Origin of the sequence: Hymenobacter wooponensis (assembly GCF_004745865.1) — a bacterium.
GTDB classification, from domain to species: Bacteria; Bacteroidota; Bacteroidia; order Cytophagales; family Hymenobacteraceae; genus Hymenobacter; species Hymenobacter wooponensis.
This window is the reverse complement of sequence record NZ_SRKZ01000005.1, coordinates 446,777-466,098: the sequence shown is the minus strand read 5'-3', so window position 1 is coordinate 466,098 and position 19,322 is coordinate 446,777. Positions and strand designations below refer to the sequence as shown.

The 19,322-nt window shown below is 55.8% G+C and carries 14 protein-coding genes; 6 read left to right on the top strand and 8 right to left on the bottom strand.

The annotated features are described in order from the left end of the window. Positions 1-257: 257 nt before the first annotated feature. From EU557_RS19015 to EU557_RS18995, 5 genes are all read right to left on the bottom strand, one after another. On the bottom strand, positions 258-974 hold the full coding sequence (locus EU557_RS19015) for a LysM peptidoglycan-binding domain-containing protein (protein ID WP_135532050.1): 717 nt from the start codon (positions 972-974) through the stop codon (positions 258-260). A 116-nt stretch (positions 975-1,090) separates the two neighbouring features. Next, complete coding sequence (locus tag EU557_RS19010) at positions 1,091-3,223, bottom strand: LysM peptidoglycan-binding domain-containing protein (protein ID WP_135532049.1); 2,133 nt, start codon at positions 3,221-3,223, stop codon at positions 1,091-1,093. A gap of 272 nt (positions 3,224-3,495) precedes the next feature. After that, positions 3,496-6,477, bottom strand: a complete 2,982-nt coding sequence (locus tag EU557_RS19005) for a TonB-dependent receptor (protein ID WP_135532048.1) — start codon at positions 6,475-6,477, stop codon at positions 3,496-3,498. 125 nt (positions 6,478-6,602) lie between these two features. Further along, on the bottom strand, positions 6,603-7,247 hold the full coding sequence (locus EU557_RS19000; RefSeq protein WP_135532047.1) for an O-methyltransferase: 645 nt from the start codon (positions 7,245-7,247) through the stop codon (positions 6,603-6,605). Positions 7,248-7,290: 43 nt separating this feature from the next. Next, the gene (locus EU557_RS18995; RefSeq protein ID WP_135532046.1) at positions 7,291-7,743 is read right to left on the bottom strand and encodes a YDG/SRA domain-containing protein; all 453 of its coding nucleotides are present in this window, start codon (positions 7,741-7,743) and stop codon (positions 7,291-7,293) included. 398 nt (positions 7,744-8,141) lie between these two features. Here EU557_RS18995 and kaiC point away from each other — a divergent pair, with 398 nt between their 5' ends. The 4 genes from kaiC to EU557_RS18975 are packed head-to-tail and all read left to right on the top strand — an operon-like array spanning position 8,142 to position 12,255. Next, complete coding sequence (gene kaiC, locus EU557_RS18990) at positions 8,142-9,872, top strand: circadian clock protein KaiC (protein WP_135532045.1); 1,731 nt, start codon at positions 8,142-8,144, stop codon at positions 9,870-9,872. 17 nt (positions 9,873-9,889) lie between these two features. After that, positions 9,890-10,213 (top strand): circadian clock KaiB family protein, encoded by a 324-nt coding sequence (locus tag EU557_RS18985; RefSeq protein ID WP_135532044.1) that lies wholly within the window; start codon positions 9,890-9,892, stop codon positions 10,211-10,213. Beyond that, the gene (locus EU557_RS18980; protein WP_135532043.1) at positions 10,203-10,547 is read left to right on the top strand and encodes a circadian clock KaiB family protein; all 345 of its coding nucleotides are present in this window, start codon (positions 10,203-10,205) and stop codon (positions 10,545-10,547) included. Before EU557_RS18985 ends, EU557_RS18980 begins: the two co-directional genes overlap by 11 nt. After that, positions 10,540-12,255, top strand: coding sequence for a PAS domain-containing sensor histidine kinase (locus EU557_RS18975; protein WP_135532042.1), 1,716 nt, complete (start codon positions 10,540-10,542; stop codon positions 12,253-12,255). Before EU557_RS18980 ends, EU557_RS18975 begins: the two co-directional genes overlap by 8 nt. 67 nt (positions 12,256-12,322) lie before the next feature. On the opposite strand, the gene EU557_RS18970 is transcribed toward EU557_RS18975, so the two are convergent. Both EU557_RS18970 and EU557_RS18965 read right to left on the bottom strand, forming a co-directional pair. Next, entirely contained in the window at positions 12,323-13,555 is a 1,233-nt protein-coding gene (locus EU557_RS18970; RefSeq protein WP_135532041.1) for a M16 family metallopeptidase, read from the bottom strand. A gap of 191 nt (positions 13,556-13,746) precedes the next feature. Continuing rightward, positions 13,747-14,778: a glycosyltransferase family 9 protein gene (locus tag EU557_RS18965; RefSeq protein ID WP_135532040.1), complete on the bottom strand. Its 1,032-nt coding sequence runs from the start codon at positions 14,776-14,778 to the stop codon at positions 13,747-13,749. Between the two features lie 155 nt (positions 14,779-14,933). Here EU557_RS18965 and EU557_RS18960 point away from each other — a divergent pair, with 155 nt between their 5' ends. Next, positions 14,934-16,229 carry an aminopeptidase P N-terminal domain-containing protein gene (locus tag EU557_RS18960; protein ID WP_135532089.1) on the top strand — a complete coding sequence of 432 codons (1,296 nt, stop codon included), beginning with the start codon at positions 14,934-14,936 and terminating at the stop codon, positions 16,227-16,229. Between the two features lie 588 nt (positions 16,230-16,817). After that, the gene (locus EU557_RS25960) at positions 16,818-18,284 is read left to right on the top strand and encodes an OmpA family protein (RefSeq protein WP_135532039.1); all 1,467 of its coding nucleotides are present in this window, start codon (positions 16,818-16,820) and stop codon (positions 18,282-18,284) included. Between the two features lie 447 nt (positions 18,285-18,731). Here the strand turns inward: EU557_RS25960 and EU557_RS18950 are convergent, their stop codons facing one another. Next, positions 18,732-19,292: a DUF4252 domain-containing protein gene (locus EU557_RS18950; protein WP_167855274.1), complete on the bottom strand. Its 561-nt coding sequence runs from the start codon at positions 19,290-19,292 to the stop codon at positions 18,732-18,734. Positions 19,293-19,322: the final 30 nt, after the last annotated feature.

Genomic DNA, 19,322 nt, shown 5'->3' with positions numbered 1-19,322 from the left:
TTTTGGCGTACTAAGAGATAAGTGGAGTACCATCGGTTGCCAAGGCATGTAGTGAGCAAAGTCAGCACATATAACGCAGCCTGCAGGTAGCTTACTCGCTCTATCTGTTGTCGGTAAGCTAAGTACGAATGGATTTGGAGCTGATCAAACCTAAACAGCCAAGAGTATCAGTGCCCATAAAACATAAACGCCACTCGAAAGAGTGGCGTTTTGAAGATGATAGAACAGACGGGACGGTAAGGGGGAGTTGCTGGCTCTTACTTAGTAGTGGCCTCCAGTAGTAGAATTTCCCCAATCCGGACGCCGGCATCGGACTTGCCATTCCATTCTTGGAGCTGCGCCGTGGAAACTCCGTAGTGCTTGGCAATGCTGAAAAGAGTCTCTCCCTTTTGCACTGTATGCTGGTTAGTTGGCGTTTGGGTTGCTTTTGGGGCGGGTGTAGCCTTGGAAGTGGTTGGCATCAGGCCCATGGTAGGAGCGGCAGGGCTATGGGTTGCTACCGTTGGGGCTGGTGGAGCAGTTGTAGGTAAAGGGCTGCCACTTCCAACAAAGCCTGTGGCTTTAAGACGGGTGGCAGCAGCTTGTAGCGCTGGGTTCTTGGCGGCCCGCGCGTCGAAGCCCCGGAACTGTGGGCTCCGCAGGAGCGTGCGTAGTTCTACTTGCCAGGGCTGCTGGCGTAAGCGCTTAGCTAAAGCCTGCTGCTGCTCCGGCGAAAGGCTGGCCGTGTAATGGCTCAGGCGTTGGTTCAGCGCAGGAATATCCTGCAGCGCCGTTTCGATAAGTTGAGTCGCTTGGGCATCATTGGGCTCGAAATAGATGCCACGCAGTTGCCGTACACTGGTCTGCACCAGCCCCGACATGACCCGCACAGAATCTTCAGAAAGGGGCTCAATAGCCTTAGCTTTTTGGGCATGTGCGGAGAGTGAGCCAAGCAACAAGCCCGCAATAAGTTGCGCGCTAAAAAGAAAACGCATTCGTAAAGTGAGTAGAGTAAAGGAAACAGAATCGAATTCTAGAGTGACAAGAGCAGATAGAACCCCCTTTTCCTTCTACCTAGGCCACTCAGTAGCCTAGGTAGAGAGAAATCAGTTTAAGGCTTACTAGTGGGTTTTACTATCAGCACTTCACCAATCTTGACGCCGGTGTCAGGTTTGTTATTCCATTCCTGCAGCTGGGCCGGCGTGACGGCATAGCGCCGCGAGATGCTGTAGAGGGTCTCGCCCTGCTGCACCGTATGCCGAATGACTTCCGGCACGGCTTGCTCCACAGCCGTTTGTGCTGGAGTAGAGGGTGTCGCAGTGGCCGGGGCCGTCAGGCGCAGTACCTGGCCAATGCGGAGTGAAGGATTGGCAGGCAGGTTGTTCCAAGCTACAATATCAGCGGGGCGCAGAGAAAAGCGGCGGGCCACCGAATACAGGTTTTCCTTGGGCTCAACTGTGTGTAGGCCACCCGCTGGTACAGGCTGCACTACCGTAGGCACTGGTACCACTGGCGCAGCCGAGGTGGTGGCCGTAGTAGTAACTGCTGCCGGAGAAGTAGCGGGCTTAACGTCTGGCTGTGGTGCTGAGGCTGCAGGCGCCGGCTGAGCTACCGGCTCTTCTTCGCGCGGTTCATCACTGATAGGGGCAGAGGCGGGCAGGGGCTTCTTAGCTGGCGGTACTGTCGTAGCCGGTTGGTTGCTAGGTACTGGCTGCGGGTTTGCTGGCGTAGTCTTGGCAGGGGCGGGCGGCAAGTCGTTCAGGTTCTCCGTGTGCTCGTCGGTGGCACTATCAGGCTGCACAACGGAAGTACTGGAAGTAACGGCATCCTCTTCTAGTGGCTCTCCTACCGCTGGGCTGGGCGCCGTTTGGCCAGTAGCCGGTTTGGGCTCACTAGCGCGGACAGTTGGCTGAGGTGTAGCAGGGCCAGGGGAAGGGGCAGCAGTGGTAACGGGGCGCTCAAAAGCGGCCAGAGCCGTAGCGTTGTTACCATCGGCGTATTCTACGGGCACATTCTTGGGGCGGGTGTGCTGTAGCCACAGCACCCGGCCGGCCCGCAGCTCCTCATTGCGAGCCATACGGTTTTTGCTCCAGACGGCCTTCGCCCGGATACCGTACTTCTGCGATACAGTAGCTACGCTCTCGCCGGGTCGCGCCACATGATACTCCACAGCGGCCTTGTCGCGCTTTTTCTGCACGAAGTAGGGCTGACCAGCAACGATGTTATCGAAGGCATACAAGTCATTATACTGCATAAACTTGCGCATCTTTAGCTTCGCGCGCTGAGCCAGACTTTCTTTGGTGTCGCCGGGCAGGGCAATAAGGGCCCGTAGGCCATTCACGCGCACGAAGTCCACATTCTCGGGGTCGGGCTGCGGGGTGTTGAGTAGCTGCCCACTGGCGGCATTCTTTTGCTGGGCTGCCAGCGCCGTGAGCTGTACTGGGTCCGTAATTGGGACCAGCACGGTGTACACGCGGTCAGTAGGGACGGTGGGGGCAAGCAGCCAGCGGTTGTGCTTCGCTAACTCGTTAGGGTCTTGCTGCAGAGTTTGCGCTAGTACTGAGAGCGGCTGCCCGGCTGGGGCCGGAAACTCCTGCAGCATCAGGGGCGGGTGAGTATTTAGGCCTACTGCTGGCTCAAAGGCGAGCTTATGCGCCAAAAAGGTCAGGATGTAAGCATTCGTCTGCTCCGAGATTTCAACGTCGGTAGCATCGTAGTCAGTGGGCAGCGTGTAGGGTTTGGTGCCCGTGAGGCCCAGGTTATAGCTCAGTAACGAGTTAATCCAGTTATGAAAGGTTTTGTTGTTGCGCAGCAGATATTGAGCCGCGGCTTTCGAAGAAGCAGTGATGTGCTTGCGCTCATCCACTACATCGTTCATCACCAAGCCAAAGTCTACGGCTGATTCCCGCTTGAACTGCCAGTAGCCCACGGCATCATGAATGCTCTGGGCATCGCCCTGTAGGCCACTTTCCTGCAGCGCTAGAAAGTGGAAGTCTAGTGGCAAACCTTCCTGCTGAAACACCCGGTCGATGAGCGGAAAATACGCATCGGCCAGCGCCACCCTTGCCTGAAAAGAAGCTTGGTGACGGCGCAGTGCATCTACTTTTTGCTGAACGGCGGTGCGACCAGCGGGGGTGAAGCGCAAGTGCAAGCCTGCTACATCCAGATTATTCGGAACGGTAACCGACTGCGCAGTGGCCAGCCAGGGCAGCAGTCCGCACAGGAAGAATACAAGTCGTTTCATGAAAAACAAGCAACATGCAGGGTGGCCTATATTGGTCAGGAATGCCCCGCTGTTTACAAAGAAGGGGAAAATTTTAAGTGAACTGGCGCGTGCCAGCTGCAAGTACAAAAGAAAGGTAGAATACTACTTTCCTTTCGCTTCTTCACCATGCCGGAGCCGCTGGTAGTCTCGCTGCAAGCAGCTAGGCCACCTAGTGCTTACCGCAAGCCCGCCTAAAACACTAATGCCACCAGCAACGAAGCCGGTGGCATTAAAGGTATGCGTTAAGTGGCCTACATGCCCCCGCCGGGGGGCGGACCGAAGCCACCAGGCCCGCCACCGGGAGGGCCAAAGCCGCCGCGGCGGGGTCCATCCGGTCGTCCTCCGTCGATAGGGAGAGCATTATTACCGGCTCCGCCAAAGTTGCGGATGTTGTAGGTGAACATCAGCATAAAATAGCGCTGCAGAATGTTGGTGCGCGTGGTTTCGAGGTAGGCCGAGGTGGGGTTCACGCTCAGACTGTTGTTCTGCTTGAGCAAGTCAAACCCGTACAGCTTGATTTCGCCCTGCTGATTCGCAAACAGCTTTTTGCCCACCGAGGCATTCCAGAGTACAAAGTTTTGGTTGAAGCCGCCGGCTAGGCCAGTATAAAGCTGGTGGCTAACATCTGACTGCACCGTTACGCCCTTCACGATAATCCAGCTCAGGCGTAGCGCCGTATTCTGCCGGGTGTAGGCGCGGTCTACCTGGTTGGGCAGGCTGTTGCGCACATACGAGCGGTTGGTGTTCGAGGAGACTGTGAAGTCGAGTTGGGGGCTGATGTTGCTGCTCAGCACCACGCCTAGGCCTGCACTAGGGGTGCGGCTATAGTTTAATTGTTCGAATACGAGGCCTGGGGTCTGAGAGTACGTGGCGTTGGCGTTCAAATTCAGGTTCGACTTAATGAAGGCCAGCGGCAAGCTATAGTTTATGAATGAGCGCAAGCTGTACTGCTGATCGAGGTTGACGGGGCGCGTGAGCTGACCGCCGGCCGGAATCACGATGCCATCTACCACAACTGGGCCGCCGGCCGCATAAATAGTGCTGTTGGTGATGTAGTTATCGGTGTAGGAGCCGCCGATCAGCGCAAAGAAAGACCGCGACTTCTCAGGTACCGCTGAGGAATAGCGGATAAACAGGTTGTGCTGATTCTCTTGGCGCAGGTTGGGGTTACCCGTAGTGAGCTGCAAGGGGTTAGCGTTGTTCACCACTTCCTGAAGCTGACTGATATTGGGTGAGTTGGTGCGCATCTGGTAGTTCAGGCGCAGGTTCTGCTGCTTCGAGAAGTTGTAGCGCACCATGGCATTGGGCAACACATTCAAGAAGTTGCGCTCCGTGAGGGCCGGCCGCGGAAACTCCTGGTCGCTGCGAAGCTGGGCGTATTGCACCGTAGCACCCACCATCCACTGCAACTGCTGGTTCTGGAAGCGGTACGTAAGGCCACCGGCATTGGTGAGGTAGCGGCTCTTGAACACACTGCTCAGCGTATCATTCAGAATAGAGTATGACTGCTCGCCGGGCGAGAAGTTATAGGTCTTCTTGTCGGAGTCGTTGGGGGTGTATGAAATGCGGTACTCGGCCTGTAGTTGGCTGTACTGGCCTAGCGGCTCGGTGTAGTTCACATTGCCGTTCCAGGCCCAGCCCCGTTGCGTTAGCTCCGAGAACTGGTTGAGCAACGCCGTTTGAGTAGCGCCCGTGGTGTCAACCGATGAGGTGCTGGAAAGCAGGTTGTTGTCGCCGTTTTTGGAGTTATACGTCGTGTTGAGGCCTACCGAGAGCGTGCGCCGACGCGTCTGGAAGCGGTGGCGGTACAACAGCTGGTTGCCGGCCGTAATGCCCGTCAGGGCAGAGCGGTAGTCGCTGAGGTTGCCGCCCAAGCCTTGTTCTCCCTCTCCCGAAGCCACCTCGTAGGTACGGCCATTGAGGTTATTGTTGCCCGTATTGCGTTGCACCGACAAGCTTGGGCGCCACAGGATGGAGTTCAGAGAGTCAAACTTATGATCGAGGCGCAGATTAAATCGGTTGTTGATGTTGCGGCTCGTGGTAAGGGAGTTTTCATTATAGCGCAGGTCGCGGGTAGAGCCGGCGGGCGCCACATAATTGCGCAACAGATCGGTGCGGGAAGTATTGTCGCTGAGGTTGAAGAAATAGCTGCCCTGAACCTCCGTTTTAGCGCCCCAGCTGTCGGAGTAATTCAGCCCGATGGCGTGCGTTTTAGAAATGCCGCCCTGCTGGTTTACCAGGAAGTCGCCGGCATTATTGCCCCCGCCCTGGTTGCCACCACCGCCTCCGCCGCCTCCCACTCGGCCGCCGCCCTGGCCCCGCTGGCCCTGACCACCTCCGCCGCCCTGCCGCGAAGAGCCCACCACGCCTAGCAAGTCCTCGGTTCCGAAGTTCTGCTCATTCACGTTGTTGCTCTGCGCCACTACCGACAGCCGTTGCTTGCCCTTAAACGAGTTGATGTTCCCGCTCACGCGGTACCGGTCGTCTTGGGGGCCATAGCCGGCCAGCACGCGCCCAAACTGCCCGTTCCGAAATTGGGGCTTGGTAATGATGTTGATAGTTTTCTGCTGGTTGCCGTCGTCGAAGCCCGTGAACTGCGCTTGGTCGGAGGCGCGGTCATACACCTGAATCTTGTCAATTACCTCAGCCGGAATGTTCTTGAGCACCGCATCGGGGTCGTTGCCAAAAAACTCTTTGCCATCTACCAGCACCCGCTGCACCTGCTCACCCTGGGCCTGCACCTTGCCCGAGGAGGGGTCCACGGTTACGCCGGGCATTTTGGTGATGAGGTCCTGGGCGTTAGCGTCGGGGTTGGTTTTGTAAGAGCCCGCATTAAACTGCGATGTGTCGCCTTTCTGAACAGCGGCCGCCGCCTGGCCTACTACTTCTACTCCTTTAAGTGTAACGCCGCCGGTAGCCAGTGGCAAGGCTCCTAGCGCTATTGGCTGGCCAGCCAGCGTAAGCTCACGCCGCAGTGTCTGGTAGCCCAGAAAGGAAATAGTAAGCTCGTAGCGGCCATTGGGCAGCCCGGTTACGGTGAAGTTTCCGTCAGCATCGGCAGCAGCGCCGCTCTTTACCGAGTCGGCCGACAGGCCTCGCACTAGCACGTTGGCCCCAATCAGGGGCGACTGATCTGCACCATCTACCACGCGCCCACTTACCGTAGACTGGGCTTGGGCCGCTCCCAGGCTCGCCCACAACAGGGCAAAAAACAATAGAAAACGTCTAAGCATACGTCAGGGATAATGAACCACTGTCGCAATAGACGCAAAACGACGCCTGGCGTTTAGTCCGTCCCTAAAAATATCCGAATTTATAGATAGGTAAATATATATGTCTCAGTCTCAGGCGGAGTGGCCTAGCGCTTCCTAACCAGCAGCAATCCGTCGCGGAGGGGCAGGAACACATTTTCCACCCGCTCATCGGCCTGCACTTTGTCGTTGAATGCCCGAACGGCGAAGGTGTCTTTGTCCGAAGCCTTAGGGGAGTAGGAGGGCAGCACTTTGTCGCCCCACAGCACATTGTCAATGAGCAGGAAACCACCGGGGCGCACCTGTGGCAGTACCAGCTCGTAGTAGGTGTCGTTGTTGATTTTATCGGCGTCGATGAACACTAAGTCCCAGGTTTCGGCTAGGCCACCTAGTACATTGCGGGCATCGCCAATGTGCAGCTGAATCCGGTGCTCCTGTCCTGCCTCGCGCACATAGCGCCTAATGCGGCTTTCCAACTCAGCGTTCTGTTCTACCGTGTGCAACAGGCCGTCTTCAGCCATCCCTTCGGCTAGGCACAGCGCCGAGTATCCGGTAAAGGTGCCTAGCTCCAGAACCCGGCGCGGCCGAACCATGTGACTCAGCATGCTTAGCAAACGGCCTTGGGCATGGCCCGAGAGCATGCGCGCATGAAGCAGTTGCACATGAGTTTCGCGGTTCAGGCGGGCAAGCAGCGCGCTTTCAGGCGTGGTGTGCTGATCGGCGTAGGCCTGTGCTTCGTCGGTGAGGTACATATACTAGGGGACAATAGGCGCTAGGCCAGTGCACGCGGGGAGGTTAAGCCGCAGAGGATACAGGAATCAGCCGAAATTTCCAGACCATAAACCCAGACTTTCCGGCCTCAAAAGTAGCACCTACTACGCGATATAAGCCTTCATACCGATAGACCGACTCGCCCTCGTAGGCCACTTTGCGCACCACGCGCACAGGCTGACCAGTGGTGTGGCTGTGCAACAGTGCCTGATTTTTAGGGTTTAGGTCTTGGTCACTGACTTGATGGCCGGTTTTGGGGTCGCGGCCACCGTGGCCGGCATATACCAGTTCGTCTTCCGCAACTACATCATCCTCATATTGATCGGCCAGTACTATAGAGTCGGCACCTGCGGCGGGCGTGCCACTGATGCCGGCCCGCGTAGGCCTGTGCACACCCGCTTGGCTCAGGGCTAAACGGTTTGGGAAGGTATCGCCGGGTTGGTAGTAACTGACGTGGCCGAAGACGCGAAGCGACATGGAGGGATACAAAAAATAGAAGGGCAGTACTTAACTGCCTTAGCGAACAATTAAATGTAGCCCGCAAATAGAAAAACCAGGCTTAGAAGGCGCTAGGCCACTTTCTAGGTTATAGCCCAAAGCTAAATCCTGAACAATACGAACGAAAACGGTACTTTTAGCTTTTACAAATTCGTGTAATTCAGCGTAGTGGTTTCCATTTAAGCTGAACTTTATACTCTTATCTAATAACCAGTATACTGCTAATCAGTTGTTTGTCTTCAGTCTAATAAGCTTTAGCATTCTACCAAAGTAGCTTCTATACATACTATTCTGAGTTTAGACTAGGCTCCTGCCGATCTTACCCAACACATGCGGGGGCACTAGCCCTCTTACTAGCGCTTTAAACCGTCTATTTCATGCAAGACCACAACGCCACTTCTCTCGTCAGCCTGCCTCAACTGCCTAAAGCTCCCACCGGGATTGATGGGCTCGATGAGATTACGGAAGGGGGCATACCCAAAGGGCGGCCAACGTTGGTGTGCGGCAGCGCTGGGTGCGGCAAAACGCTCATGGGAGTAGAGTTTCTGGTACGGGGTATTCTAGAGTACGATGAGCCGGGAGTGCTCATGGCTTTCGAGGAAACTGCTGAGGAGCTTACGGCCAACGTCACATCATTGGGGTTTGACCTGAATGGTCTCCAGGCGGCTGGCAAGCTCCGCATCGACCATGTGCACATTGACCGCTCGGAGATTGAAGAAACCGGCGAGTATGATTTAGAAGGCCTTTTCATCCGGCTCGGCTACGCTATTGACTCCATTGGGGCCAAACGAGTAGTGTTGGATACTATTGAATCCTTGTTTTCGGGTTTTCCAAACCAGGCAGTGCTGCGCTCCGAGATTCGGCGCCTGTTCCGCTGGCTCAAGGATAAAGGCGTAACCACGGTAATTACTGCGGAGCGCGGCGACGGTTCGTTAACCCGGCAGGGCTTAGAAGAGTACGTTTCTGACTGTGTAATTCTGCTCGACAACCGCGTTATCGACCAGATTACTACTCGCCGCCTGCGCATTGTGAAGTACCGCGGCAGTACCCATGGCACCAACGAGTATCCGTACCTGATTACCCAAGAGGGAATTTCGGTGCTGCCCGTGACCTCCCTGCTGCTCAACCACGAGGTATCAGATGAACTGGTATCAACGGGGGTGCCGGCTCTGGATGATATGTTTGGCCTGAAGGGCTTTTACAAGGGCAGCAGCATTCTGGTAACCGGCACGGCGGGCACGGCCAAAACCACGCTGGCCGCAGGCTTTGCCAATGAGGTGTGCGCAAAAGGTGGCCGCTGCTTGTTTTTTGCCTTTGAGGAGTCGCCGCAGCAACTTGTGCGCAACATGAACTCGGTGAATATTCACCTGACTCCCTGGCTTGAGAATGGACAGTTGGTAATTGAGGCGTCTCGGCCCACCCTCAACGGGCTAGAAAAGCACTTGGTCACTATCCATAAACAGGTAAGCATTCACAAGCCCGACGCGGTAGTAATTGACCCCATCAGTAACCTAATTACTGTGGGCAACATTGCAGAAGTACGCAGCATGCTCACCCGCCTCATCGACTTCCTGAAGGTCAACAATATCACGGCTCTGTTTACTTCCCTGCTCAGCGGCCGCAATGAGCGGCAGGAAATGACGGAAGAAGGTGTTTCCTCGTTGGTTGATACCTGGATCAGCGTGCGCGACCTGGAAGGCATTGGGGAGCGGAACCGCGGCATCAGCATTCTTAAGGCGCGAGGCATGGCGCACTCCAACCAAGTGCGAGAGTTTATCGTTACCAGGGAGGGTATCCAACTCCTGGACGTAGTAATCGGTCCGGAAGGTATCGTGACCGGGGCTAGTCGCCTCACTCAGCAACTGCACGAGCAGGCCCAGGCCCGGGCGGCTCGCCTGGAGCTGGAGCGCAAAGACCGGGAGCTGGCCCGCAAGCGCCTCGTGCTAGAGGCCACTATCGCTAACCTACGCACCGAGTTTGAATCGGTAGAGGAGGAGTTGCGCCAGATCAGCTACGAAGAGCAATTCCGGCAGCGCCCCAGCAATGGCAGGAACCCGCTCGCCGATGCTGCTGAAGGTGGGCAATCCACTACTTCGGCCGATCAATAGGCTTTTTTTAGTACCGCATGAACACTGACGTTGCCAATACGGCACCTACAATGGAAGAAGAAACTTGGGAACTGCGCCTGTATGTGGCAGGACAGACTACCAAGTCGGTGACGGCGTTGGCAAATCTGAGGAAGTACTGCGAAGAATACCTGAAAGGACGGTATCAGCTGGAAGTAATTGACCTGCTGGAGCACCCCCAACTGGCTGCCGGCGACCAAATTCTGGCCATTCCTACGCTAGTGCGCAAGGTGCCCGTGCCCATCCGGAAAATTATTGGCGACTTATCAAATCAGGAGCGGGTTCTAGTAGGACTGGATATCCGGGCAATTGATGCTAAATAGTCACCAAGAAACAACGCCTGGGCCGGAGGAAGAGCCCTCCGCTGAATATGTGTTGCACCTGTATATTACGGGAGCAACGCCTAATTCTACTCGGGCGGTGCGCAACATTAAGGCAATTTGTGAGCAGCACCTGCGGGGCCGCTATGAGTTGCTTATAATTGACATTTATCAGCAACCTGCCCTGGCAAAGCGGGAGCAGATTATTGCCGCGCCCACCCTGATTAAAAAGCAGCCTCTGCCATTGCGCCGCCTAATCGGCGACCTGTCGGAGGAGAAAAAGGTGTTGGAAGCGCTGGGTTTACCTGACTTGCCCCTGAGTAACAGCCATGAATGAGGTGTCTGCTGATACGTACGCTGAGTTACTTCGCAAAAACGAAGAACTACGCTGGCAGCTGGAAGAGGCCGAAGAGCTAATTTCGGCTATCCGGACAGGCGCCGTTGATGCATTGGCTGTACAGGGCGCTGATGGCCCGCAGATTTTTACCCTCCACGGCGCCGACCAGGGCTACCGCACCCTGATTGAGCAAATGAACGAGGGAGCCCTGTTGCTCAGCCCAGATGGTACCGTGCTGTATTGCAATGCCTGTCTGGCCAGCTGGCTGCAGTATGCGCTCGAGGAAGTGATGGGTAGCTCGTTCACGGCCTTTGTTCCGTCGGCATTCCAAATTTATTGGGCTGAGCTACTGGCGCAGGGTTGGGCGGGCAAAAGCCGCGGTGAGTTGCCTTTGCAAACGCGCAACTCCTCCCTGCGGCCCTTTTCGGTTTCTATGAACCGATTGCTGTTCAACGATGCGCCCGTGCTGTCCGTCATCGTAACCGACCTCTCGGCGCAGCAAAAGATTCAGGATATTCAGGCCCTGGTTGCGGAGCAGAATGCCGTTATCAGCCGCAAAAATGAGGAGTTGGAATGGGAAGCGGCGGCTCGGCAAGCCGTGGAACAGGCCGCTGCCGAAGCGCGCCGTATGCTGGAGGGTATCCCGCAGATTGCCTGGACGGCCAACCCGGAGGGCAATAACACCTACCTCAACCGGCGCTGGTTTGACTATGCCGGCCAGGAGCACAACCTTGCGCTGTCTGACTGGCTCAGTAACTGTATTCACCCCGACGACATCACGAAGGCTGCAAAGTGCTGGAAAGATGCCCTGCTCACAGAAGACGCGCTGGAGGTAGAGTGCCGCATCCGGAACCGGCACGGGGAGTACCGCTGGATGCTGGGCCGGGCGCTTCCTTCTCGCAACAGCCAGGGCGAAATCATTCAGTGGATTGGCACCTATACCGACATTCATGAGCAGAAGCTAGCCCTGGAGCGTGTAGATCAAGCGCAGCGGCAGTTGCAGGAGAATAACACGCAACTCATCCGGGCAAACGTTGACCTGGACAACTTCATCTATACTGCCTCGCACGACCTGAAAGCACCTATCAATAATATTGAAGGGCTGCTGCACGCGCTGCTCTCGGAGTTGCCATCGGGTGCGGGTATAGAGCCAGTGCAGCCCATCGTGGATATGATGCAAGACTCCGTGGACCGCTTTAAACGCACCATTGAGCACCTAACGGAAGTCACGAAGCTGCAGAAGGAGAACGACCAGCCCGTTACATTGGTAGAGCTGGGTACCGTGATAAGAGACATCTGCCTGGACTTAGCCCCCCTTTTCCAGGCAGCAGAGGCGGAGCTGGAGATTGACGTGGACAAGTGCCCTACCATTTCTTTCTCTGAGAAAAACCTCCGCTCAGTGGTGTATAACTTGCTGAGCAATGCCCTCAAGTACCACGCCCCTGATCGGGCAGCGCGGGTTAGCATTAGCTGCCACGAGGTGGACGACTACGTAGTGCTAAAGGTGCAGGACAATGGCTTAGGCCTAGATATCACGAAAAGCCAGAAGCTTTTCAGCATGTTTCAGCGTTTCCACGACCACGTAGAAGGCAGCGGCATCGGCCTCTATATGGTAAAGAAGATCATGGAAAATGCTGGGGGCCGCATTGAGGTGCAAAGCGAGTTAGGCGCCGGCTCTACTTTCACAGCCTACTTCCGATTGCGGTAATACGCAACGAGGGAGCTTTCGCCATGCAAAAGCTCCCTCGTTTACCCTTTTGGCTAGGCCTCTAGGCCTACTCCGGCACGTATTGCAGGATGCTAAGCTGATCTTCGTGTAGCACTTCGTTCGCTAGTTCTAGTAGCTCAGAGGCAGTAATCTTTCGCACACGGTCGAAGATTTCGTTGATAGACTCTACCCGGCCCAAGTCGAGGGTGCTTTTGCCTAGTAGCTGCATGAGGCCACCATTGCTTTCCTCAGCCATAGCCAGCTGGCCCATGAGCTGCTCCTTAGAGGTATGCAGCTGAGCCGAGCCCAAGGCCTGCTCACGCAGGCGCTTCAGCTCCTTTTGCACCAGTGAAATGGTACGGTTCACCTGCTTTTTCTCCGTCCCGAAGTAGATACCGAACAGGCCGGTATCAGTGTAAGGTGAGTAGCTGGAATCAATAGTATACACGAGGCCGTATTTCTCGCGCACGGCCAAGTTGAGACGGGAGTTCATGCCGGGCCCACCCAACAGGTTGTTCAGCAGAAAGAAGGGGATGCGACGCTCATCTTCTAAGGAGTACGCCGGCCCGCCAATGAGGCAGTGAGCCTGCGAAATGGGTTTGCGCTCTACCCGCTCCACCCGGTTGTAGGCCCCAAACGGAATGCGGGGCCGGTCGCCGAGTTGCGCGGGCAGCGGGGCAAGGTATTTATTAGCCAAGCGCTTCACTTCCGAAAATGGCAGATTGCTCACCGTGCTGAACACCAACCGGTCGGTGCGCACGTTTTCGCCGAGAAACTTGAAGAAGTCCTCCTGCTGAAAGCTGCTCACACTTTCGCGGGTACCCAGAATGTTGTGGCCTAGGGAGTGGTTGCCAAATACCACCGCGTCGAAGTCGTCGATGATGGCATCCTCGGGAGCATCCTGATACATCGACATCTCCTCCAGAATTACGCCGCGCTCTTTCTCAATCTCCTTTTCAGGGAAGACGGAGTGAAAGGTGAGGTCGGTGAGCAGCTCCATAGCCCGCTCGAAATGCGTGCTGAGCAGGGAAGCGTAGAAGCAGATCTTTTCCTTAGTGGTGTAGGCATTCAGCTCACCACCTACCGTTTCGAGGCGGTTCAGAATGTGAAAGCTCTTGCGCTTCTCGGTGCCTTTGAACGCCATGTGCTCCCAGAAGTGGGCCAGGCCTTGCTGCGCGGGCTTCTCGTCACGAGAGCCAATATCTAGCAGGAAGCCGCAATGCGCGATTTTGGTGTGCGGAACGGTTTTATGCAGAACCCGGATGCCGTTGGGCAACTCGTACAGGTCGTAATCAGACATTAGGTAGAATCTTAGAAACGTAGGGCCGAGACGTGGAAGATAGCCAGTCTGGTTGAGTATAACCACGTAGCCCTGCGAGTGGTTGCAAAGGTACGGGAACGGGTAATGAGTGGGCAGCGAATGAGCGTAAGTGGCACCGGACTGCGTTCTTCACATCATGCTAGGCCACTTATGCTCATTCACTCTTTTGATTAACATACAGCTTGTGCCTCTCTTTCGGCTAAAACGGCCAGGAGCTGTTGGGTATTGATGCCGTGGGCGCAGCGGAAGTGGCCTAGCGGGCACTGGCGGTAGCCATGCAGGCCGCAAGGCTGGCAAGCCAGCTCCTCCTCAATCATTACAATTCGGGAGAACGGGCTCAGCGGGCCAAAGCCGAATGCAGGCACCGTGGAGCAGTAGATGGCGCACACCGGCGCGCCTACCGCCGAGCACAGATGCATGGGCGCCGAGTCGTTGACGTAGTTAAGGGTAGCTCCGCGCATAAGGGCTGCCGAAGCCAGCAGGGAAAGCTTACCTGCTAGGTTAACCGTATTGGGCCGCCCACTGGCTTGGAGTAGATTCTCGCAGGCTTCTACATCGGGTGGCCCACCCAGCAGGTACACGGTATAGTGAGGCGGTAGCGCCGCCAGCAGCTTCAGCCACTGCTCCTCTGGGAACTGTTTGGTAAACCACACCGATGTGGGAGCAATGCACAGGTACTGGCCTACGGTGGCATAGGGCGCAGCCGCGGCTTCATCCTGAGCAGTAGGGAAGAGGTGGGGGGCAATGGCAGGTCCGTCGTACGCCGGGTTGAGCAGGTGCAGGTTGCGTGAAACTTCGTGCACTCCATCACCAATTACGTGCGGAGCCGTGCGAGTAAAGCCGCGAGCTAAGGGGTTTTTGTCGAAGCCTATGCGCTCAGGGGCGCCGGAGAAGGCCGTCAGGAAGCCCGTGCTGGCAAAGCGCTGCAGCGTTACCACCCGGCCGTAGCCCGTGCCCCGAATCTGTTGGAGCAGGTGCCAAAGCCCGCGGTACTTCTCCTTTTTCTTATCCCAGATGAGCACGTGGCGCAGGTAGGGGTGACCCTTCAGCAGACCCTCATTGCCTTTGCGCACCAGAAAGTCTACAGGGGTATCGGGCTCGGTGCGGTGCAGGTACTCTAGCAGCGCCGTCGCCAGAATCACGTCGCCGATGAAGGCGGTTTGAATAAGCAGGATGGCGGAGCGGTTGGCTGAGTCAGGCATAGGGCTAGAGCAATTGGCAAAGGTACCGCACTACCCGCCGTTTGCCAACTGCAGAAGATAGCCTAGGCCACTACGCTAAAGCCGCGCGGAACTACCTAACTTGCCCCGGCCGCTTCGGCGGTTTCCGTTTGTGCCACCTTACCCCGCTTCCGCCCATGCGCTACGGCTCTATTTCGCCTGACCTATTTATTGAGAACCGCCGCCGCTTCACCCAGCAGCTGCCGCCGGCTTCCCTGGCCATTTTTCAGTCTAACGACATCATGCCGACGAATGCCGACGGTACGATGCCCTTCCGCCAAAACAACGACCTGTTCTACCTTTCCGGCGTAGATCAGGAAGAAAGCATTCTAGTGCTCTTCCCCGATGCGGTGCTGCCCCAGTACCGCGAAATTCTGTTCCTGAAGGAAACCAGCGAGCATATTCTGGTGTGGGAAGGCTACAAGCTCACGAAAGAGCAGGCCCGCGAGCAAACCGGCGTCCGCACCATCATGTGGCTTGATTCCTTCAAGTCGGTGCTGCCAGCCTTGATGAACGAGGCCGAAAATGTATTCCTCAATGCCAATGAGCACATTCGCTCGGTGGTAGAAGTGGAAACTCGCGATGCCCGGTTTATCAAGTGGATTAAAGAGGCCTATCCTCTGCACACTTACCGCCGCGCCGCGCCGCTCCTGCACCACCTGCGCGCCATCAAGAGCGATGAGGAAATCCGGCTGATGCGCCGCGCCGCCGACATCACTGACAAGGCTTTCCGCCGTTTGCTGGCCTTCGTGAAGCCGGGCGTGATGGAGTACGAGATTGAAGCGGAAATCTTCCACGAGTTCTTGCGCAATGCTTCCCGCGGCCCCGCCTACGGGAGCATCATTGCTAGTGGTGCCAACGCTTGCATTCTGCATTACGTCAGCAACGACCGTGAGTGCCAGGACGGCGACGTGCTGCTGCTCGACTTCGGAGCCGAGTACGCCAACTATGCCGCTGACCTTTCGCGCTCTATTCCGGTAAATGGTACGTTCACAAAGCGCCAGCGCGATGTGTACGAGGCCGTGCTGCGGGTAATGAAGTTTGCTACCTCACAACTGGTAGCTGGCAACAACATTGAGGCCTACCACGCTGCCGTAGGCCACACCATGGAGCAAGAACTCATCAAGCTCGACCTGCTCAACGAGCAGGACGTGAAGAACCAGGACCCTGCTGCTCCGCTCTATAAGAAGTACTTCATGCACGGGACCAGCCACTACCTCGGCCTCGATGTGCACGATGTGGGAGCGAAGTACCGCATGTTTGAGCCTGGCATGGTGTATACCTGCGAGCCGGGTATCTACATTCGGGAAGAGGGACTGGGTATCCGACTGGAAAACGACATCCTTATTACGTCTACTGGCAACGATGACTTGATGAAGAACATCCCTCTAGAGGCGGATGACATTGAGCGCATAATGCGGGAGAGACGCTAAGAATTCTTGCCCTGAGCTGAAAAAGCGGGTAGCCTAGTACTGGGCTACCCGCTTTTTTTGGTAGCACCGCTTCTGGTTGAGGTAATCAACAGCGGACAAGCGAAGCTCAAGAGGACAGACCCCAACTAGTAAATAAATAATCCAGAAATGGAACTTACTTAGATCTGGATGTAAGAAAGGGCAGCCAACCCATTTCCTTTTGTTATCCCACAAGTGGCGTTGGAGTAATAACACTTCTATCTCCGAAAAATGGCCTTGCCACTATATGTTGGCTTGCTTATGAGACAAGTAAACAGGAAGGTTAGTATATTTTTTTTGCTTTTTGAGGGTTAATGAAATTTGGGTGATTTCATAGAATAATTCAATATGTGGCGATGAGTTAAACAGTTTTTAAATAATAGATATATTGAATATAATGAGCTCTCGCAGTTGTACTTAGGCTAGCATTAGAGCGCGCCTGAATGGTTTTCTAATGCTCTAGATACAACTTTATTCGTTGGAGAAAGTATAGGCAGCTTAGCCGGGGTCGTGCGATCCACCACGCACTGGATTCTGACTGTACTATTTTCTTCACCTAATTTCGCCCATATGAGACACCTTTTAGCAACCACAACGGCCCTGGGTCTGTCGCTTCTGGCGGCTGCCCCAAGAGCGCAAGCGCAGTCGTCAGACCGCAAAACAGCCATTAGCCTTACCGGTAATGCTTTTCAGTACAAAGGCAGCTTCGGCTCCGATTATTGGAAGTGGAAAAACAACGAGTACGGCCCTGGCATCTCTATTAACCGCTACCTCACAGATGGCCTAGACCTGATGCTGAGCGGTAACTATGTTGAGTTTGCAAAGTCGGCCCCGGCTGGCAATCCTTACTTCGGGAGCAACTTCTCAACCAACGTAGTAAACGTAAACCTAGGCCTGAAACTGAAGCTCTTCAAGGAAGAGTCTTTCGTGCGTCCTTACCTGCTGGCTGCTCCTGGTATTACATATACTAGCCGCGAAGGCACTATCAACCGCAACAACGCCCCTATCCGTACTGATGAAGACAAGACGTACTTCGATCTGTTCGGCGCGGCTGGTCTGAACTTCCGCCTCGGTGATGCTGTGAGCCTGTTCGTACAGACGGGTCAGCATTTCCCGCTGGGTGCCAACATTGACGGCGAGCCCAACCGCGACGACAACAAAATTGATGACCGCTTCCTGCAGCACACTGTAGGCCTCACCTTTGCCCTCGGCAAAGCCAAAGACACCGATGGTGACGGTGTTTCTGACCGCAAAGACAAATGCCCCGACACGCCTGCTGGTGTAGCGGTGGATGAAACCGGTTGCCCCCTCGACGGCGACAAGGACGGTGTTCCAGATTACCAAGATCAGTGCCCCACCGAAGCTGGTACGGCTGCTATGCAAGGCTGCCCCGACCGCGACAACGATGGTGTAGCTGACAAAGACGACCAGTGCCCCGACCAAGCTGGTACCGCTGCTCTGCGCGGCTGCCCAGATGCTGACGGCGACGGCGTTGCTGACAAAGACGACAAGTGCCCCGACACGCCTGCTGGCACGCAAGTAGATGCTAGCGGCTGCCCCTTGGTAGTTGACGCCGACGGTGATGGTGTTCCAGATGCTGCTGATAAGTGCCCTGATACGCCAAAAGGTGCCCGCGTAGACGCCAACGGTTGCCCCATGGAAATTGATCCGGCTATCCGTAAGCTCGAGCAGCCTATCCGCTTCGAGACCAACAGCACCGTGATCAAGCGTACTTCGTATCCTGCCCTCAACAAGATGGTACAGGCCCTGAAGGATCACCCTGAGTACAGCATCCGTGTAGTAGGCCATGCCGACTCACGCGGTACTGATGAGTACAACCAGGCTCTGTCGGAGCGTCGTGCTGGCTCCGTGAAGCGCTACTTCACCGGCAAGCAGGTTGACCCAGCTCGCGTTGTGACCGAAGGTCGTGGTGAATCGGAGCCCGCTGCTCCTAACACCTCGTCTAAGAACATGTCGCAGAACCGTCGGGTAGAATTCCACTTCGAGTTCTTCATCCCGAACGCTCCCCAGCCCTAATCGGCCGGAGTAACAAGTAAGAAAGCGGCGTACCGAAAGGTGCGCCGCTTTTTTGTTGTCCCTAGTGCAATAGTAGCCACCCATGAAGAGCCGGCATTACTGCCCCTTATTAAGCCACGACTTACCGTGCTGCTGTATTGCTAGGCCAGTTGCTAAGGCACTTACCCGGAGGTGAAGCAAGTAAGGATAAGCTTTGGGGAGTAGAATGCAGTGAGGGCCAAGTTGGCTTCCTATCTATGTCTTGACAGTTGCTAGGCCAGTAGAATGCACGAAGGCAGTTCAAGCGAGTACCGAGCGATAAGGTGTAATTCCAAGCCAGTACAATGACCCCAGTGCAAGTGGGTGGCTGGTAGGCTCAGCAAGTAGAGTAGCCGTTTATAGAAGACAAACAAAAAGGCGGCCCCGGTACCGGAGCCGCCTTTTTGTAATGTGTGGTGGGGGATTAAGTTATCTGGAAAGCTCACCTGCTACGCTGGGCAGGAACTTCTTGATTTGGTTGAATTGCTCTTGCGTGAAGTTGCCGCCTACTGAAATCAACATAAATGAATCTGGGGCGCCTTGCACGTTGCCAGTTGCCACAAACTCTGTTATTCGGTCGCCTTGCTGGCGGGTGGCATAGCGTAGTACCGTGGCGTGGTCGGTGTTGTCGAGGGCAAGGGGGGTGTAGCGCTCATTGGCCAGTAGGCCATCTACTTCTTTCGTTAGGCCCTGCGCCACCAGCTCACGGGCGCTGTTGGTGGTGGGGGCAAACGTGAGCACCTTGGCGCTTCTGATAGAGCTTAGGGCCTGGGTCAGGTCGTTGTCGCCGCCTAGCTTGCCTAGCCGGCCCAGTAGCAGTCGGGTGGTTAACCCCGCCGACCAGTCGGTGGCCTTAAAACCGGGTCGGTTTTCATACTTGCTGAAGAATTGGGCTACGGTGCGGGCGGGTTGGCCCGGCCCACCGGCGCGACAGCCAGCCAGCAGGAGCAGGGCCAGAACCGTCAGGAAGGAGAGGGTGCGGAGTTTCATAGGGTACAAAGGAATAGGATGTGCCCCTGA

What these genes read in the sequence shown, in the direction of transcription:
- EU557_RS19000 (WP_135532047.1), bottom strand. Translation starts at nt 7,247, where the DNA reads ATGTACCTCACCGACGAAGCACAGGCCTACGCCGATCAGCACACCACG.
- EU557_RS19005 (WP_135532048.1), bottom strand. Translation starts at nt 6,477, where the DNA reads ATGCTTAGACGTTTTCTATTGTTTTTTGCCCTGTTGTGGGCGAGCCTG.
- EU557_RS18960 (WP_135532089.1), top strand. Translation starts at nt 14,934, where the DNA reads ATGCGCTACGGCTCTATTTCGCCTGACCTATTTATTGAGAACCGCCGC.
- EU557_RS18985 (WP_135532044.1), top strand. Translation starts at nt 9,890, where the DNA reads ATGAACACTGACGTTGCCAATACGGCACCTACAATGGAAGAAGAAACT.
- EU557_RS18975 (WP_135532042.1), top strand. Translation starts at nt 10,540, where the DNA reads ATGAATGAGGTGTCTGCTGATACGTACGCTGAGTTACTTCGCAAAAAC.
- EU557_RS18950 (WP_167855274.1), bottom strand. Translation starts at nt 19,292, where the DNA reads ATGAAACTCCGCACCCTCTCCTTCCTGACGGTTCTGGCCCTGCTCCTG.
- EU557_RS18980 (WP_135532043.1), top strand. Translation starts at nt 10,203, where the DNA reads ATGCTAAATAGTCACCAAGAAACAACGCCTGGGCCGGAGGAAGAGCCC.
- EU557_RS18965 (WP_135532040.1), bottom strand. Translation starts at nt 14,778, where the DNA reads ATGCCTGACTCAGCCAACCGCTCCGCCATCCTGCTTATTCAAACCGCC.
- EU557_RS25960 (WP_135532039.1), top strand. Translation starts at nt 16,818, where the DNA reads ATGAGACACCTTTTAGCAACCACAACGGCCCTGGGTCTGTCGCTTCTG.
- kaiC (WP_135532045.1), top strand. Translation starts at nt 8,142, where the DNA reads ATGCAAGACCACAACGCCACTTCTCTCGTCAGCCTGCCTCAACTGCCT.
- EU557_RS19015 (WP_135532050.1), bottom strand. Translation starts at nt 974, where the DNA reads ATGCGTTTTCTTTTTAGCGCGCAACTTATTGCGGGCTTGTTGCTTGGC.
- EU557_RS18995 (WP_135532046.1), bottom strand. Translation starts at nt 7,743, where the DNA reads ATGTCGCTTCGCGTCTTCGGCCACGTCAGTTACTACCAACCCGGCGAT.
- EU557_RS19010 (WP_135532049.1), bottom strand. Translation starts at nt 3,223, where the DNA reads ATGAAACGACTTGTATTCTTCCTGTGCGGACTGCTGCCCTGGCTGGCC.
- EU557_RS18970 (WP_135532041.1), bottom strand. Translation starts at nt 13,555, where the DNA reads ATGTCTGATTACGACCTGTACGAGTTGCCCAACGGCATCCGGGTTCTG.